Below are 14,921 nucleotides of genomic sequence, written 5' to 3'. Positions count from 1 at the left end.
CCGCCCACGTCATTACTGCGGCAGCACTTCCAGCGTGGCTACGTAGCTCAGGCGACGCTTCGCGGCCTGCTTCACCGAGGTCTTGTTGTCCTCAGTGCCGGTTTCCAGCCAGTACATGCCGGCTTCCGGCCAGGTCACCTTGATCTCGCCCTTGGCATCGCTGGTCAGCTTCAGCTCGTCCTGCGCGTTGCGGTAGCGGGTGGCGCCACGCACGATCTCGAATTCGAGGCCGGCGGTCGGCTTGCCGTCAACCAGTACGCGGAAGGTGGCTTCCTCGCCGGCGAACAGGTCGTTCGGGTGGCCGACGGCGACCAGCTCGATGCCACGGTTGGTCGGCTTCAGCGCAGTATCGTTCGGCGCGCCGTTGGTGACGAAGGTCTCCACGCGGCCGACCGACTGGCTCACTTCCAGCTTCTTCGCATCCTTGGGCAGTTCGCCGAAGGTGGCGGCGGTACCACGCCAGCGCTTGCGCTCGCCGTTCTGTTCGTAGGTGGCGAACAGCCCGTCGTTGACCGAGGCGATGCGGTAGGTGCCCGCCTGCTTCAGTTCGATGTCGAACACGCTGCGGTACTTGCCGGTGGACGCGTTCTGCGGCTGCACGGTGCTGCCGTCGGGCGCGGTGATCACCAGCGACTCCAGGCGCAGCGGCACGTGGTTGAAATAGAACAGGTCGTTGGAGACCGCACCGTCGACGGTGATCCACGGCGCATTGCCGGCGATCACGGTCTGCGAGGGCAGCAGCCAGGCCTTGTGGGCCAGGGCGGAGAAGGGAAGGGCAGCGGCCAGGGCGGCGGCGAGGACGAGCGTGCGCTTCATGCGGAAGACTCCAGGAGTGGTGGTGGGTGGGGTCAGAGCCCTTTCCGCTGGAAAGGGATCCGACCCCGGTCAGGCGGTCAGGGTTTGACGGCGAGGGTGACCTGGCCCAGTTCGGTGGCGCCCTGCGCCTTGCCGTTCTGCGCGGCGGTGGCCGGCCAGGTGAAGGGGATCTTCAGCAGTTCGCGGCCGCCGACTTCGCGCACCGCCTCCACCACCAGCGTGTAGTTGCCCGGGGCCAGCTGCTTCAGTGCCGGCTGCTTGTCGTTGAACGACAGCGCGTGCTTGCCGGCCGGACGGGTCGGACCGGTCACGCCATCCACCGGCACCTGCAGGGTGCGGCCGCTCTTGCGCCACCACTGGCGCAGGTCGGGCAGCCACTTGGTGCCGTGGCCTTCGCTGTTGCTGGTCTGCTGGTACCAGACCGACAGGTTGGCCGCGACCTTCTGGTCGGCGCCCTCCAGCCACACGGCCACATACGGGCGGTGGTATTCGGCCACGTTGAGCTTGGGCACTTCGACGTTGATGTCGAGGGTGGTGGCATAGGCCGGCGAGGTGGCCAGCAGGCCGCTGAGGGCGATGGTCAGGGTGACGCGCATGGGGCGGCTCCGGAAACGGGGAAAAGTCAGTGGATCAGCAGCAGGGCGATCAGCAGCGGGATCATCAGGCCGAGGCCGACCAGCGGCCAGGTCATGCGCCGCTGCCGCGCATGCAGGTGCAGCAGGAACAGGCCGGTGATGCAGAACACCAGGCAGGCCACGGCGAACAGGTCCAGGAACCAGCCCCATGCCGGGCCGGCATTGCGGCCCTTGTGCAGGTCGTTGAGGTAGGAGACCGCGCCGCGCGAGGTTGATTCGTACTCCACCGCGCCGGTCTCGCGATCGATGCTCAGCCAGGCGTCGCCGCCGGGGCGCGGCAGTGACAGGTAGATCTCCTCGGCCGACCACTCGGCCGGGCGGCCGCCGATGGCGATGCCCAGCTGCGTATCCAGCCATTGCCGGGCCGGGCGCGGGATCGGCGCATTGCCGTCTTCGCGCGTGCCGAGCTGGCCGAGCAGATCGGCCGGCAGTTCCAGGTGCTGGTTCTGCACCTGCGGCTTGGCCTCGATCTTCGCTGCATGGTTGAGGGTCAGGCCGGTCACCGCGAACAGCAGCATGCCGATCAGGCACACCGCCGAGCTGATCCAGTGCCACTGGTGCAGCGTCCGCAGCCAGAAGCCACGGCTTTGTTGCTGCTGCACGGTGGAAGAGGCAGGACGGCTCACGGCACGGTTCGAGGCGGACGGGGACTGCCCATTACATCATTGATGAGAATAGCTCGCAATTGCGTGTCGTTCTGTATCCCGGAGGGGGCCTTGCCGGTTGCCGGCCAGCGGCCGGCACTACCGCAGGATCGGTAGATCCACGCCATGCGTGGATGAAGCGGTGCCGACCAAGGTCGGCACCCACCAGGGCAGGGCAATGCCGGCCAGCGGCCGGCACTACCGCTATCGCGGATCGGTAGATCCACGCCAYGCGTGGATGGAGCGGTGCCGACCAAGGTCTGCACGCACCAGGGCAGGGCAATGCCGGCCAGCGGCCGGCACTACCGCTATCGCGGATCGGTAGATCCACGCCACGCATGGATGGAGCGGTGCCGACCAAGGTCGGCACGCACCAGGGCAGGGCGCAGAGATCAGAATTTCGCGTTCAACGAAATCCAGTAGCTGCGACGCTGGTCCTTGGTCGCATAGTCGTCCACGCAGTTGAACTCGCTCTGGCTGATCAGCAGGCACGACTGCGAGACGAAGTTCTTGTCGAACAGGTTGTTGACCCGCGCGTTCACTGTCAGCCACGGCGTGGCCTTCCAGCTGCCACCCAGGTGGAAGATGGTGTAGTCCTCGTAGTAACGGGTGTGGCTGGCGCCGTTGGCGTCGAGCAGCGTGTCGCGGTAGCGGTCGTAGCGGCCCTCGCCGATCAGCGACAGGCTGATGGCCTCGTTGAGCTGCCAGTTCAGGCTGGCATTGGCCATGTGCTTGGCCGGGGTGGTGCCGGTGATCGGCAGCCCCTTCTGTGGGCCGCTGGTCTGCTCGCTCTTGGTCCAGGTGTAGTTGCCGCGCAGCTGCAGGGTGTCGAGCAGGTCGACGTGGCCGGCCAGTTCCGCGCCGCGGGTTTCGGCCTTGTCGATGTTCACGCTCTGGGTGAAGGTGCTGTAGCCCAGTGCGGCCCAGCCCGGCCCGATGTCCACGCAGTAGCCGCTGCCGGCCGGCGCCACTTCGCAGTTCGGGAAGGTGCCGCCGCTGGCGATCTTGTCCTCGAACTTGTTGATGAAGCCGGTGACGTTGAAACCCCAGCGCTGGCCTTCGTAGTAGGCGGCCAGCTCGTAGTTGGTACTGGTTTCCGGCTTCAGGTTCGGCGAGCCCACCAGCGGCAGCACGCCCTGGCCACCAAAGCCGGTGATGCCCGGGAACAGCTGGTCCGGACGCGGGGTCTTGTAGCCGGTGCTGACGCCACCCTTGAAGGTCCAGGCATCGCTGGCATTCCACACCAGGTAGCCGCGCGGGCTGAGATGGCTGCCGAAGATGTTGTGGTCGTCGTAGCGCAGGCCGAAGGTGGCAGTCAGGGTGTCGGTCAACGCCCAGTTGTCCTCGGCGAACAGCGCCCACATGCGGTGCTTCTGCTTGGTGTTGCTGCGGTAGCCGGCGCCGTCCATGCCGAACACGCCGTCGATCATGTCGGTGTCGTTGTACTGGCCACCGACAGTGAGCTTGTGCGCGCCGAAGTCCAGATCCAGCATCGTGTCGAGCACGTAGCCTTCCAGTTCCATGGTGCGCAGCGGACGCGGCAGGAACGCCTGCAGTCGCGCCATTTCGCTGGGATTGAGTGCGGCCAGCGCATTGCCACGGCCGGCCGCGCAGTTGTTGGCCGCCCCGGTACGACGGCACACGTCGTTCCACAGCGTCTGCAGGTTGGCACGCTCGTCCAGGGTCAACGGCAGCGAGCGGCCGAGGTTGCTGCTCTTGCTGTGGGTCAGCGAGGTCTGCCAGGTGCCGAAGCTGTAGCGGCCCTGGTGGGTCAGCGACAGCTGGTCGCGCTCGTAGCGCTGGTAGGCGGTGTAGCCCACGCGCGGCTGCACCACGCGGCGGGTGACCGTGCCGCTGCCGTTCGGGTTCGGAATGACCGCGTTGCCGACGCGCCACAGGCTGGCCAGGCTGTCCAGGGTGCCGGTCTGGCCCTCGCTGTTGTCGTACTTCTGCCGCGACACGTCGTAGTCCAGCCACAGTTCGTGGTCATCGTTGACGCGGAAGTCCAGTCGCACACCGGTGTTCCAGTTGGTGTTGGCCACCGACTTGCCACCGCCACCGAAGCCGATGCTGCGCTCCCACAGCGTGCCGTCGGGAAGGGTCAGTGCATCCCATTCCGGGTTCGATGCCTTGGCATCGTAGTAGCTGCCGCGCACGGCGAGGCTGAGGCGATCCTTCAGCAGCGGGCCGCTGAGGTACAGGTCGGTGGTGCGTGCATCGCCGAACTGGTCGTCCTGCTGCACGGTGAAGCCCTGGGTGAGCGCGCCATGCCAGCTGTCCTGGTTTCGACGGGTGATGATGTTGATCACGCCGCCCATTGCGTCCGAGCCGTACAGCGTGGACATCGGGCCGCGCACCACTTCGATGCGCTCGATCGCATCCAGCGGCGGCAGGTAGGCGAACTGGCCGCCGCCGAAGTTGTTCGGGTACAGCTGGCCGACATTGCTCTGGCGACGGCCGTCGATCAGCACCAGGGTGTATTCGGAGGGCAGGCCGCGCATGGAGATGGTGGCGCGGCCGTTCTTGTCGGTGGCCTCCAGGCCGACGTCGATGCCTTCCACGTCGCGCAGCGCATCGACCAGATTGGTGTACGGGCGCTTGCTCAGTTCCTCGCGGCTGACCACGCTGATGCTGGCGGGTGCATCGACTACCTTCTGCTCAAAGCCGGAGGCGGTGACCACCACCTTGTCCAGCGTCTGCGGAGCACCGGCGATCTCTCCATGGGCGAAAGCAGGGGCCGCCATCGCCGCCAGCACGGCGCTGGTCAGCAGGGGGCGGGACAGGGACGAACGGACACGATGGCGCTGGGCCATGGCAGTTACCTCGAAAGATGCAGGGAGGTGCGATGCCGGGCGCGAAGGGCGCGGCATGCACGGGAAGCCCGGTCAGGGGCGGCAGGGATGAAGCAGGCAGTGGCGTGCGGGCGCGACCGCGCAGGCGGTCACGTCGGGCCGTGGATCAGGCGAGCGGCGGCGCCTGGCCGCGTTGCTGGCGACGCCCGGGCGCGTCGGCCCAGGGCGTGTCCGGAGCGGCCAGCGGCCAGTCCGGGCGCACGCCGGGCATGGCCGGCGTGGCGGGTACGAGTTCAAGTTCGGTGCGCAGCCACTGGCTGGCCAGCAGCAGCGGCGGACGTGCCTTTTCGGCCGCTTTCACCGGGGTGGAGGCACAGCGGCGCAGCTTGGCCGGCGCTTCTTCCTGCAATGGGCCTTCGCCGCCACGTTCTTCCAGCGGCATCTGCACGGTCGTCGCTGTCGCCGGGCGCGGCAGCAGCGGCAGGGTGCCCAGCAGCAACGCCAGCATCGCCACCCACGCCAGCAGGCTGGCCAGCGCGGGACGCTGGCCGCGCATGGCGGTACCCATCTTGCGATGGATCAGTGGGCGAGGGCGGAGCGGGCGCAGCAAGCAGGAATCCCCGGGCGGTCGCCGGCAGCGGCCGGCATCAACGGGGCGTGATTGTAATGAGAGCCGTTAGCTGTTGCAAATGAGAATGATTGCCAAAATGTCCAGGGCCGGCCAGGTGGGGCTCAGACTTCGCTCCAGCGCCGCAGCAGGTTGTGGTACACGCCGGTCAGCTGCAGCACCGCTTCGGCGTCGCCGCCGGTCTGCCGCAGGCGTTCGATCGAGCCGTCCATTTCCCACAGCAGGCGCCGCTGCACGTCGTCGCGGATCATGCTCTGCACCCAGAAGAACGAGGCCACGCGCGCGCCGCGGGTGACCGGATTGACCTTGTGCAGGCTGCTGGACGGATACACGATCAGGTCGCCGGCCGGCAGCTTTACCTCGTGCTCGCCGTAGGTATCGCTGATGATCAGCTCGCCGCCCTCGTACTCGTCCGGATCGGACAGGAACAGGGTGCAGGAGATGTCCGAGCGCAGCTGCTCGCCGTTGGCCAGGTTCATCACCGCGCCGTCGACATGGAAACCGTAGGTGCCGCCGCCGCTGTAGCGGTTGAAGCGTGGCGGCAGGTACTTCAGCGGCAGCGCCGCGCTGAAGAACAGCGGATGCCGGGCCAGCGCAACGAGGATGGTTTCGCCCAGTTCGCGGCGCAACGGCGATGCCTCGGGCAGCTGCTGGTTGTGCTTGGCCTGCGCGCCCAGATGGCCGACGGTCTCGCGGCCATCGGTCCAGTCGGCGGCGTCGAGGCGGCAGCGGAAATCGGCCACCTGGTCGGCGCTGAGGATATCGGGGATGTGCAGCAGCATGCGGAACTCCTCAGAGGGACGGCGGTGCGACCAGGGCACGCACTTGTGGATGCGGTGACGCGGCCAGTTCCGGCACGATGTGTGCCATGAACGCCGGGCTGCCGTGGGCCAACGCCAGTCGCAGCCAGTGCACCGCCTGTTCGATCTGGCCAGCCTGCAGCAGGATCGAGGCGTAGTTGGCCTGGCCGCGGAAATCGCCGGTCTCGGCGGCGCGCCGGTACCAGTCCAGCGCGGCCCGCGGATCGCGCTCGATCTCCAGGCCGTCCTCGAGATGGCGGGCCAGCAGGTTCATCGATTTGGCGTGGCCCAGGTGCGCGGCGCGGGTGTACAGCGCCAGCGCCTGCGCGCGGTCCTGCGGTACACCGCGGCCGGTGGCCAGCAGATTGGCCAGGTTGTACAGGCCCCAGTCCAGGCCGGTATCGGCCGCGCGCCGGTACCACACCGCGGCCAGCGTCGGGTCGGGCACGGTGCCCTGGCCCAGCTCATGGCAGCGGCCGAGCATGTTCATCGCCATCGGTGCGCCGTTGTTGGCGGCGGTTTCGTACCAGAGGAGCGCGGCAGGGGCATCCTGCGCGGTGCCTTTGCCTTCCATGTGCATCTGCGCGAGCAGCAGTTGTGCATCGACCTGTCCGGCCTGCGCAGCGTCGCGCACGCGCGCGAAGGCAGCCTGCGGGTCGTGCTGCAGCAGCTCGGCCAGGGCGTCGCTGTCGATGGGGGTATGGGTCGCCATGGAGTGAGTATCGCCGGAAACAAAAACGGCGGCAGGAGAGCCTGCCGCCGTGGTGGAGCGAAGTTACATCAGAACTTCACGTTCAGCGCCAGGGTGGCCGAGCGGCCCGGGGCGATGCTCGCGTAGTGCGAGGCATAGGCCTTGGTGAAGTAGGTCTTGTCGGTCAGGTTCTGCACGTTCAGCTGCAGGCTGATGTTGTCCTGGATCGCGTAGCTGGCCATCGCATCGAAGCGGGTGTAGCTCGGGATCCACTTGGTGTTGGCAACGTCACCGTACTGCTTGTCCGAGTAGAACGCACCGGCGCCGATGGTCAGGCCGATCGGGAAGCGGTAGGTCGTCCACAGGTTGGCGCTGTGCTTGGCGGTGTTCGGGAACTCGTTGCCGTTGTTCGGCGACGGCACGTAGACGTTGGACGGGCAGGTGCGGCCCGACACGGCGCAGACGAAGCCGTTGTCCTTCAGTTCCGAATCCAGGTAGGTGTAGCCGCCGTACAGGCTCCAGGCATCGGTCAGCTGGCCATTGAAGCCCAGTTCGAAGCCGTTGATTTCCTTCTTGCCGGCATTCTGGCTGGTGCCGTTGTCGATGGTCACGCGTGCGTTGTTCATCACGGTGTGGAAGATCGCCGCGGTCAGGTTCAGGCGGTTGTCCAGCAGGTCCCACTTGGTACCCAGTTCGAGGTTCTTGGTGTCCTGCGGCTTGAGGTCGGCCACGGCGGCGCTCAGGCCGTCCGAACCGTCACCACCGTCCATGCCCGGCGGGGTCGAGGAGGTGCCCCACGACAGGTAGATGCTGCCATTGGCGGCCGGCTTGAACACCACGCCGGCCTGGTAGTTCAGGAAGTCGTTGTCGTTGCGCAGGCGGGTCGGCGCCGCGTTGAGCACCGGGGTGGTCAGCGTGGTGCTGTAATCGTCATAACGCAGGCCGACGTTGAAGCTCCACTGTGCATTGAGCTCGATGGTGTCGAACAGATAGGCGGACTTGGTCTTGGTGCGCTGTTCAACGTCCAGTGCTTTGTTGCTGCGATAGACGATCTGACCGGCAGCCCACGGATCGTTCGGATTCGGATTGGCGAAGTCGGTGCAGTTGTAGTTGGTGGCGGCGCCGGACACCCGGCACACGGAGCTGTTGGCGGCGGTTTCCAGCGGATTGGCGGTGCCCGGCGTCATCAGGTAGCTGCCGCGGGTCATTTTCTCGTCGCTGTACTCCACGCCAGCGCTGTAGCTGTGCTTGAGCACGCCGGTCTGGAAGGCGCCGGTCAGGCCCAGCTGGTCGGCGAAGCTCTTGACGTCGACGGCGCGGCTGTTGGTCCGGCGCCACAAGGTGCCGTAATTGTTCGGGTTGCCCTTGCTGTCGTCCGGCTGGGTCCAAAGGTAGTCGTTGCTGGTGTTGCCCAGGCGCGCGATGTTGCGCAGCTTGTGGCCGCCGAAGTCGTAGCTCGCATCCAGGGTGCTGATGTCGGCGCGGGTGCGCTGGAAGTCGCGGTCGACCAGGCCGTAGTAGTTGTTGCGATCCGGCACCATCGGGCGGCCATCGCCGTTCTTGGCCACGTTCGGGCCGCTGGAGAACGGATTGTTGTAGGGGAAGCCGCCCGCGTCCGGCAGGTCATCGCTCTGCATGTGGTAGTGGCTGGCGATCAGCTGCGCCGGGCCGTTCAGGCCGAATGCGATCGACGGCGCGATGCCCCAGCGGCTGACGTTGGCTGCATCACGGCCGGCGATGTCCGACTCGTGCTTCATCAGGTTCAGGCGGGCGGCGATGCCATCGCCCAGCACGTAGTTGGCATCCACGGTGCCGCGCGCGTAGCTGTCGGTGCCGATGCCCATGCTGGCGCTGGTCTCGTTCTTCAGCTTCGGCGTCTTGCTCACCAGGTTCAGGCTGCCACCACCGGAATCACGGCCACCGTAGGCCGAGCTCGGGCCCTTGACCACTTCCACCTGCTCCAGGTCGAAGATTTCGCGGGTCTGCGAACCGACGTCGCGCAGGCCGTCGACGAAGATGTTGCTCTGCGAATCGAAGCCACGGATGAAGGGGCGGTCGCCGGTCGGGTTGCCGCCTTCGCCGGCACCGAAGGTGATGCCCGGCACCATGCGCAGCGCATCCTGCAGGTTGGTCGCACCGGTTTCGGCGATGAGCTTCTCCGAGACGATCGACACCGACTTCGGGGTGTCCAGCAGTTCAGCGGTGAATTTCGGCGAGGACGGATTGAACCAGCTGCCGCGCACCTGCACCTTGTCCAGGTCGGTGGCCTTGCGGGAGGCAGCGTCAGCGCTGTCGGCAGCCTGTGCGGCCAGCGGCGCGAAGCCGGCGGCCAGGGTGGCGGTGGCGAGCAGGGAAACGCGCGGGGCGTGCTTGCGGGACGTGATGTGGGTCATGGCTTGGGTGGTAGTGGCTGGGATCGGGAAAGGGCGAGGGCCGAAGCGCAGACAGCGCGACGACGCGTGGAAATCTGTTTCTGTAGCGCCGAGCCGATGCTCGGCTGGCAGTGAGCGACTTCAGGCGCACGGCAAAGGCCGCAGGGCGCCTCAGCTGGCGTGCGGTGCGGGCGGAGCGTGGCCGGGGTTCAACCGCAGTGCGGGATCGTGCAGCTGCCAGCGCAGGGCGTCGGAGCGCCACAGCGGGATGTGTGCGACCAGGGTGGCACGCGCGGGGGCCAGGCCGGTGCAGGGTGTACTGCCCTCGCCATCAAGCGGTGGCTCGGGGGCAGGGGCGGCGTGTTGCGGGCATTCGTCGGCCGGCGTTTCCGGCAGCGGCGTGGCCTGCAGCAGATCATCCGCGTGTGCCTGCCAGCCGTGTGCGGCCGGATCGCTGGCACGCCCCTCGTGCAGCGCCGACCAGCCCAGCAGCAGCGTCAGCAGCACGGCCACGAGCAGCGGCCACCCCTGGCGGGCGAGCTGGCACAGCGTGGCGGTGGGCGCGGGCGAAGCCATGGCGCAGGGGCGGAGTCGTTACGAATATGTTACGTAGAATAACATCAACGATAATGATTCGCATGTGCGAGGCGTGGCGGGTCGCCGGGGTGGCCCCGAAGCGGCCTGGGAAGGCCCTCGTGGCCTTCTGGTAGATCCACCCCTTGGGGTGGATGCGCTCTCGCGGGGCGCCCCGTGGCCGGTCCCTCCGGGCCGTGCGCCGCCTCAATCCCGGTCGTCGCGGGTCCAGACCGCGTCGTGTTCCCGCTTCACCGGGAACTTGGGCACCGGGGTATAGGCCGGGGCGCACAGGGCGCGGCCATCGCGCACGTCGAAGCGCGCGCCGTGCAGCACGCACTCCACGCTGCCTTCGGTCGTATTGAACTCGCCGGAGGACAGCTCGAACTCTTCATGCGTGCACTGGTCTTCCAGCGCGTACAGCTCGCCGTCGAGGTTGAACACCACGATCGGCGTGCCGGTCACTTCGTCGAACACGCTCTTCATTTCACCCGGCAGCAGCTCGTTGCCGGCACAGACAAAGGTCCAGGCCTCGCTCACGCGGCGGCTCCGGCCAGCGGCTTTTCCAGGATCTCGAAGCGCAGGTCGTCGCGCTTGGGGATGCCGAAGCGTTCGTCGCCATACGGGAACGGCTTCTTGATGCCGGTGCGGCTGTAGCCGCGGCGCTCGTAGAAGGCGATCAGTTCGTCGCGCACGTCGATCACCGTCATCTGCATCACCGGCACGTTCCATTCGCGCGAGGCATGCGCTTCGGCAGCCTCCATCATCTGCTTGCCGACGCCACCGCCCTGCTGGGCCGGGTCGACCGAGAACATGCCGAAGTAGCCCTTGCCGTCGACATCGGCGACGTGGGCGCAGGCCACCAGTTGGCCCTCGCGTTCGGCCAGCAGGATGGTCGAGCGCGGGCGGTCGAGGTCGCCCTGGATGCCTTCGGCGTCGATGCGGGCGCCGTCCAGCAGGTCGGCTTCGGTGGTCCAGCCGACGCGGCTGGCGTCGCCGCGGTAGGCCGAGGTGACCAGGGTGATCAGGGCGGGGATGTCGGCCGGCGTGGCGGCACGGAAGGTCAGGGTGCTCATGTGGCCCATTCTAGGTGGGGTGGGGGCGGGCGCAAATGGGGAGGGTCTTCCACAACTCTTGCAACCGCTATGCTCGCGCTTCATCAAATGCCAGGCGGAGCGGTGAGGTGGATACTTCGAAGGGAATCGTGCTGGCAGCGACGGCCATGCTTGTAGCGCTTCTGACCTGCCTGCCGGTGCCGCGAAATGGCGGCGGCATTGCGCCCAACGGCCTGGGGTGCCCCGGTTTCAGTCCATCCCGTGCGTTGCCGGTCACGCTGGAGGCGTTGCGCGCCGATCCGATGCGCTATCACGGGCGACTGGTGCGCGTGCGAGGGGTCTACGTCGACCGCCTTGAAATGTCTGCGCTGCATCCGGGGCCGCCGGTACAGGACCCGTGGGCGGCGGCCGGCGTGTGGGTGAACGGCATCCCCATCCTGGTGCTGCCGCCGGAGCAGGCGGTTGAACTCACCGGAATCGTCTCTGCCGGTCGTTCCGGAGCCCCGTTCGGCAAGGGGCATCTTGGGCAATGGCCTGCGGAGCTCTGCGTGTCTTCGATCCTGCCCTTGGCCGCGCCATGAAGAACGCCGCGGTTTCCCGCGGCGTTCTCGATGCTTCCGGCTGCCTTTCGGCTCTCACCCCAACAGCTTGCGTACCTTGGTCAGCGCGGTCATGAAGCGCTCGATCTCGGCGTGGGTGTTGTAGAACGCCAGCGAGGCACGGCAGGTAGCCGCGACACCGAAGTACTGCAGCAGCGGGTGCGCGCAGTGCTGGCCCGAGCGCACGGCCACGCCTTCCAGGTCGAGCAGGGTCGCCAGGTCATGGGCATGCGCGCCGTCGATCAGGAACGAGACCACGGCGGCCTTCTCCGGCGCTTCGCCGATGATGCGCAGGCCGTCGACGCGGCGCAGCTCTTCGGTGAAGTGCGCCAGCAGTTCAGCCTCGCGTGCTTCCACGTTCTCCTGGCCGAGCTGCTGCAGGTAGTCGGCAGCCACGCCCAGGCCGATGAAACCGGCGATGTTCGGGGTGCCGGCTTCGAACTTGTGCGGGGCATCGTTGAACACGGTGCCGTCGAAGCTGACTTCCTTGATCATCTCGCCACCGCCTAGGAACGGCGGCATCGCGTCCAGGTGCTCGCGGCGCGCCCACAGCGCACCGGTGCCGGTCGGCCCGCACATCTTGTGGCCGGTGATGGCGTAGAAGTCGCAGCCGATCGCGGCCACGTCGACCTTGCGGTGCGGTACCGCCTGCGAGCCGTCGACCACGGTGATGATGCCGCGCTTGCGCGCTTCCCGGCAGATGTCGCGCACCGGGTTGACCGTGCCCAGCACGTTGGAAACGTGGGTGACCGCCAGCAGCTTGACCTCGGGGGTCATCGCCGCACGCAGCGCATCCAGGTCGAGTGCACCATCGGGGGTGATCTCGGCCACGCGGATGGTGGCGCCGGTACGTTGCGCGACCAGCTGCCACGGCACGATGTTGGCGTGGTGCTCCATGCGCGACACCAGGATCACATCACCGGCCTTCAATCGCGGCAGGGCCCACGAATACGCCACCAGATTGATGGCGAAGGTGGTGCCGCTGCACAGCACCAGGTCGCTGGGGCGCACGTTGAGGAAGCGCGCCAGCTTATTGCGTGCGCCCTCGTAGGCATCGGTGGCTTCGCTGCCCAGTGCATGCACCGCGCGGCTGACGTTGGCGTTGTAGCGGCGGTAGAACTCGTCCACCGCGCCGATCACCTGCACCGGCTTCTGGCCGGTGTTGGCATTGTCGAAATAGACCAGCGGCTTGCCGTGCACTTCGCGCATCAGCAGCGGGAAGTCGAGGCGGACGCGGTCCCAGTCGGGGGCGCCGCTGGGGGTTTCGATCGGGCGCGGGGTGGACAGGTTCATGCCACACCCGCCTCGGCCAGGGCCTTGTCCAAACGGCGTGCCAGCTGCTCGCGCAGGGCGTCCGGCAGGACCTTCAGCGGCTCGTGGCAGAACGCGGCGCTCAGCAGTGCCTGCGCCTGTGCCTGCGGCAGGCCGCGCGAGCGCAGGTAGAACAGCGCATTGGCATCGAGCTGGCCGACGGTCGCACCGTGCGCGGCCTTCACTTCATCGGCGTCGATCACCAGCGTCGGCTGGGTGTCGATCTCGGCATCGGCCGACAGCAGCAGGTTCTTGTTGGACAGGTTCGCGTCGGTGCCGTCGGCGCCTTCGCGGATCTGGATGCCACCATGGAACACCACGCGGCTGCGGTTGGCGGCAACGCCACGCCACAGCAGCTCGCAACTCGTATCGCGTGCGATGTGGTCGATGCCCAGGCGGGTTTCGACGTGGCGGCGGCCATTGCCAAGCAGCACGCCGTTGGCGGTCAGCTGGGCGTTGTCGCCTTCCAGGCGCACGTTCAGTTCATGGCGGGTGAGCGCAGCGCCCAGTTCCAGGTCGACGCGATGGTACTGCGCGTCACGTGCCAGCACCGCGTCGGTGCGCAGGAAACTGGTCTGGCGCGCGCTGCCGGCCTGCACGCGGGCATGCTTGAGCACGGCATCGCGGGCGACATGGGCGTGCAGCACGGTGTTGTCCAGGTGGGCGGAGTCACCCACGCTGAAGCGGTGCTCGACCACGCCGAGGCTCGCGCCGGCACGCAGTTCGATCAGGTGGCGGTGGTGCCAGGCCAGGTCGGTCTCGCCGGCGACGCTGGCGAACACCAGCTGCAGCGGCGCTTCGACCTGCACGCCTTCGTCCACGCGCAGTACCACGCCTTCATCGGCCAGTGCGGCGTTGAGGCGGGCGAAGATCTCTTCGCTGCGCTCGTAACGGCGGCCAAGGAAACGTACGGCGTCTTCGCCGGCGGCCAGTGCGGCCGACAGCGGCTGCAGCTGCACGCCGGCCGGCAGCGCCTGCACGTCGCTCAGCGCGGCATCCAGGCGGCCGTTGACGAACACCAGGCGCGGTGCCGGGATGTCCTCCAGCAGCGCGGCATCCAGCGCCGGGCCCTGCAGTGGTGCAGCCGCGAACGCACGGCGCTCCAGCTGGCGCAGCGAGGTGTACTTCCAGGCTTCGTTGCGGGCGGCAGGCAGGCCGTCGCGCAGGACCGCGTCCAGCACTTCCCGGCGCGCATCGCTGCCGCAGAAGGCCTGGGCCATGGAGTCGAGCAGGGCGCTCATCAGACCGCCGCCTCGCGCACCACGCGATCCTTCAGGAAATCGTAGCCGTGCGCTTCCAGTTCCAGGGCCAGTTCGGGGCCACCGGTCTTGACGATGCGGCCATCGGCCAGCACGTGCACCACGTCCGGCTTGATGTAGTCGAGCAGGCGCTGGTAGTGGGTGATGACCAGGAACGAACGGTCGGCGGCACGCAGTGCGTTGACGCCGTCGGCCACGCTCTTCAGCGCGTCGATGTCCAGGCCCGAGTCGGTTTCGTCGAGGATCGCCAGCTTCGGCTCGAGCACGGCCAGCTGGAAGATCTCGTTGCGCTTCTTCTCGCCACCGGAGAAGCCTTCGTTGACGCCACGGTGCAGCAGTTCGTCCTTCAGGTGCAGCACGGCCAGCTTCTGGCGCACCAGCTTGAGGAACTGCATGGAGTCCAGTTCGTCCTCGCCACGCGCCTTGCGCTGGGCATTCAGTGCTGCGCGCAGGAAGTAGGTGTTGTTCACGCCCGGGATTTCCACCGGGTACTGGAAGGCCAGGAACAGGCCGGCGGCGGCGCGCGCTTCCGGGTCCTGGTCGAGCAGGTCGCTGCCTTCGAACTGCACGCTGCCTTCGGTGACTTCATAGCCGTCGCGGCCTGCCAGGACATTGCCCAGGGTGGACTTGCCGGCGCCGTTGGGGCCCATGATGGCGTGCACCTGGCCGGGCTTAACATCCAGCGACAGGCCCTTGAGGATTTCCTTGTCGCCGATGCGGGCGTGGAGGTTTTCGATCTTCAGCAT

At 67.4% G+C, this 14,921-nt stretch carries 15 protein-coding genes; 1 reads left to right on the top strand and 14 read right to left on the bottom strand.

The window, feature by feature from the left end:
• Positions 1-12: 12 nt before the first annotated feature.
• The 11 genes from D7T59_RS19885 to D7T59_RS19835 form a co-directional block, all read right to left on the bottom strand.
• Positions 13-816, bottom strand: coding sequence for a DUF4198 domain-containing protein (locus tag D7T59_RS19885; RefSeq protein WP_180851436.1), 804 nt, complete (start codon positions 814-816; stop codon positions 13-15).
• Between the two features lie 77 nt (positions 817-893).
• On the bottom strand, positions 894-1,412 hold the full coding sequence (locus D7T59_RS19880) for a DUF2271 domain-containing protein (protein WP_004147429.1): 519 nt from the start codon (positions 1,410-1,412) through the stop codon (positions 894-896).
• 26 nt (positions 1,413-1,438) lie between these two features.
• Positions 1,439-2,077, bottom strand: coding sequence for a PepSY-associated TM helix domain-containing protein (locus D7T59_RS19875; protein ID WP_180851437.1), 639 nt, complete (start codon positions 2,075-2,077; stop codon positions 1,439-1,441).
• A gap of 410 nt (positions 2,078-2,487) precedes the next feature.
• A complete protein-coding gene (locus D7T59_RS19870) occupies positions 2,488-4,908 on the bottom strand; it encodes a TonB-dependent receptor domain-containing protein (protein WP_180851438.1) in 2,421 nt (806 codons plus the stop codon).
• Positions 4,909-5,053: 145 nt separating this feature from the next.
• Entirely contained in the window at positions 5,054-5,455 is a 402-nt protein-coding gene (locus tag D7T59_RS19865; RefSeq protein WP_180851439.1) for a hypothetical protein, read from the bottom strand.
• 164 nt (positions 5,456-5,619) lie between these two features.
• Positions 5,620-6,297: a Fe2+-dependent dioxygenase gene (locus D7T59_RS19860; protein ID WP_180851440.1), complete on the bottom strand. Its 678-nt coding sequence runs from the start codon at positions 6,295-6,297 to the stop codon at positions 5,620-5,622.
• A gap of 10 nt (positions 6,298-6,307) precedes the next feature.
• Entirely contained in the window at positions 6,308-7,027 is a 720-nt protein-coding gene (locus tag D7T59_RS19855) for a tetratricopeptide repeat protein (protein WP_180851441.1), read from the bottom strand.
• Positions 7,028-7,095: 68 nt separating this feature from the next.
• The gene (locus D7T59_RS19850) at positions 7,096-9,399 is read right to left on the bottom strand and encodes a TonB-dependent receptor (protein ID WP_180851442.1); all 2,304 of its coding nucleotides are present in this window, start codon (positions 9,397-9,399) and stop codon (positions 7,096-7,098) included.
• A 150-nt stretch (positions 9,400-9,549) separates the two neighbouring features.
• A complete protein-coding gene (locus D7T59_RS19845) occupies positions 9,550-9,954 on the bottom strand; it encodes a hypothetical protein (RefSeq protein ID WP_164138043.1) in 405 nt (134 codons plus the stop codon).
• A gap of 204 nt (positions 9,955-10,158) precedes the next feature.
• Positions 10,159-10,491: a non-heme iron oxygenase ferredoxin subunit gene (locus D7T59_RS19840; protein WP_012479365.1), complete on the bottom strand. Its 333-nt coding sequence runs from the start codon at positions 10,489-10,491 to the stop codon at positions 10,159-10,161.
• Complete coding sequence (locus D7T59_RS19835; RefSeq protein WP_180851443.1) at positions 10,488-11,027, bottom strand: GNAT family N-acetyltransferase; 540 nt, start codon at positions 11,025-11,027, stop codon at positions 10,488-10,490. The genes D7T59_RS19840 and D7T59_RS19835 overlap by 4 nt, the downstream gene beginning before the upstream one ends.
• A gap of 107 nt (positions 11,028-11,134) precedes the next feature.
• Here D7T59_RS19835 and D7T59_RS19830 point away from each other — a divergent pair, with 107 nt between their 5' ends.
• A complete protein-coding gene (locus tag D7T59_RS19830) occupies positions 11,135-11,587 on the top strand; it encodes a hypothetical protein (RefSeq protein WP_180851444.1) in 453 nt (150 codons plus the stop codon).
• 54 nt (positions 11,588-11,641) lie between these two features.
• On the opposite strand, the gene D7T59_RS19825 is transcribed toward D7T59_RS19830, so the two are convergent.
• Genes D7T59_RS19825 through sufC form a run of 3 tightly spaced genes read right to left on the bottom strand, consistent with a single transcriptional unit; the run spans position 11,642 to position 14,921 of the window.
• The gene (locus D7T59_RS19825) at positions 11,642-12,898 is read right to left on the bottom strand and encodes a cysteine desulfurase (protein ID WP_180851445.1); all 1,257 of its coding nucleotides are present in this window, start codon (positions 12,896-12,898) and stop codon (positions 11,642-11,644) included.
• Positions 12,895-14,157, bottom strand: coding sequence for a Fe-S cluster assembly protein SufD (gene sufD, locus D7T59_RS19820; RefSeq protein WP_180851446.1), 1,263 nt, complete (start codon positions 14,155-14,157; stop codon positions 12,895-12,897). Before sufD ends, D7T59_RS19825 begins: the two co-directional genes overlap by 4 nt.
• Positions 14,157-14,921 (bottom strand): Fe-S cluster assembly ATPase SufC, encoded by a 765-nt coding sequence (sufC, locus tag D7T59_RS19815; protein ID WP_180851447.1) that lies wholly within the window; start codon positions 14,919-14,921, stop codon positions 14,157-14,159. The genes sufD and sufC overlap by 1 nt, the downstream gene beginning before the upstream one ends.

The sequence above is a fragment of the Stenotrophomonas maltophilia genome (assembly GCF_013464915.1).
Lineage (GTDB): Bacteria > Pseudomonadota > Gammaproteobacteria > Xanthomonadales > Xanthomonadaceae > Stenotrophomonas > Stenotrophomonas maltophilia_AT.
The sequence above is the reverse complement of the archived record's forward strand: the minus strand, read 5'-3'. Positions and strand labels throughout refer to the sequence as shown.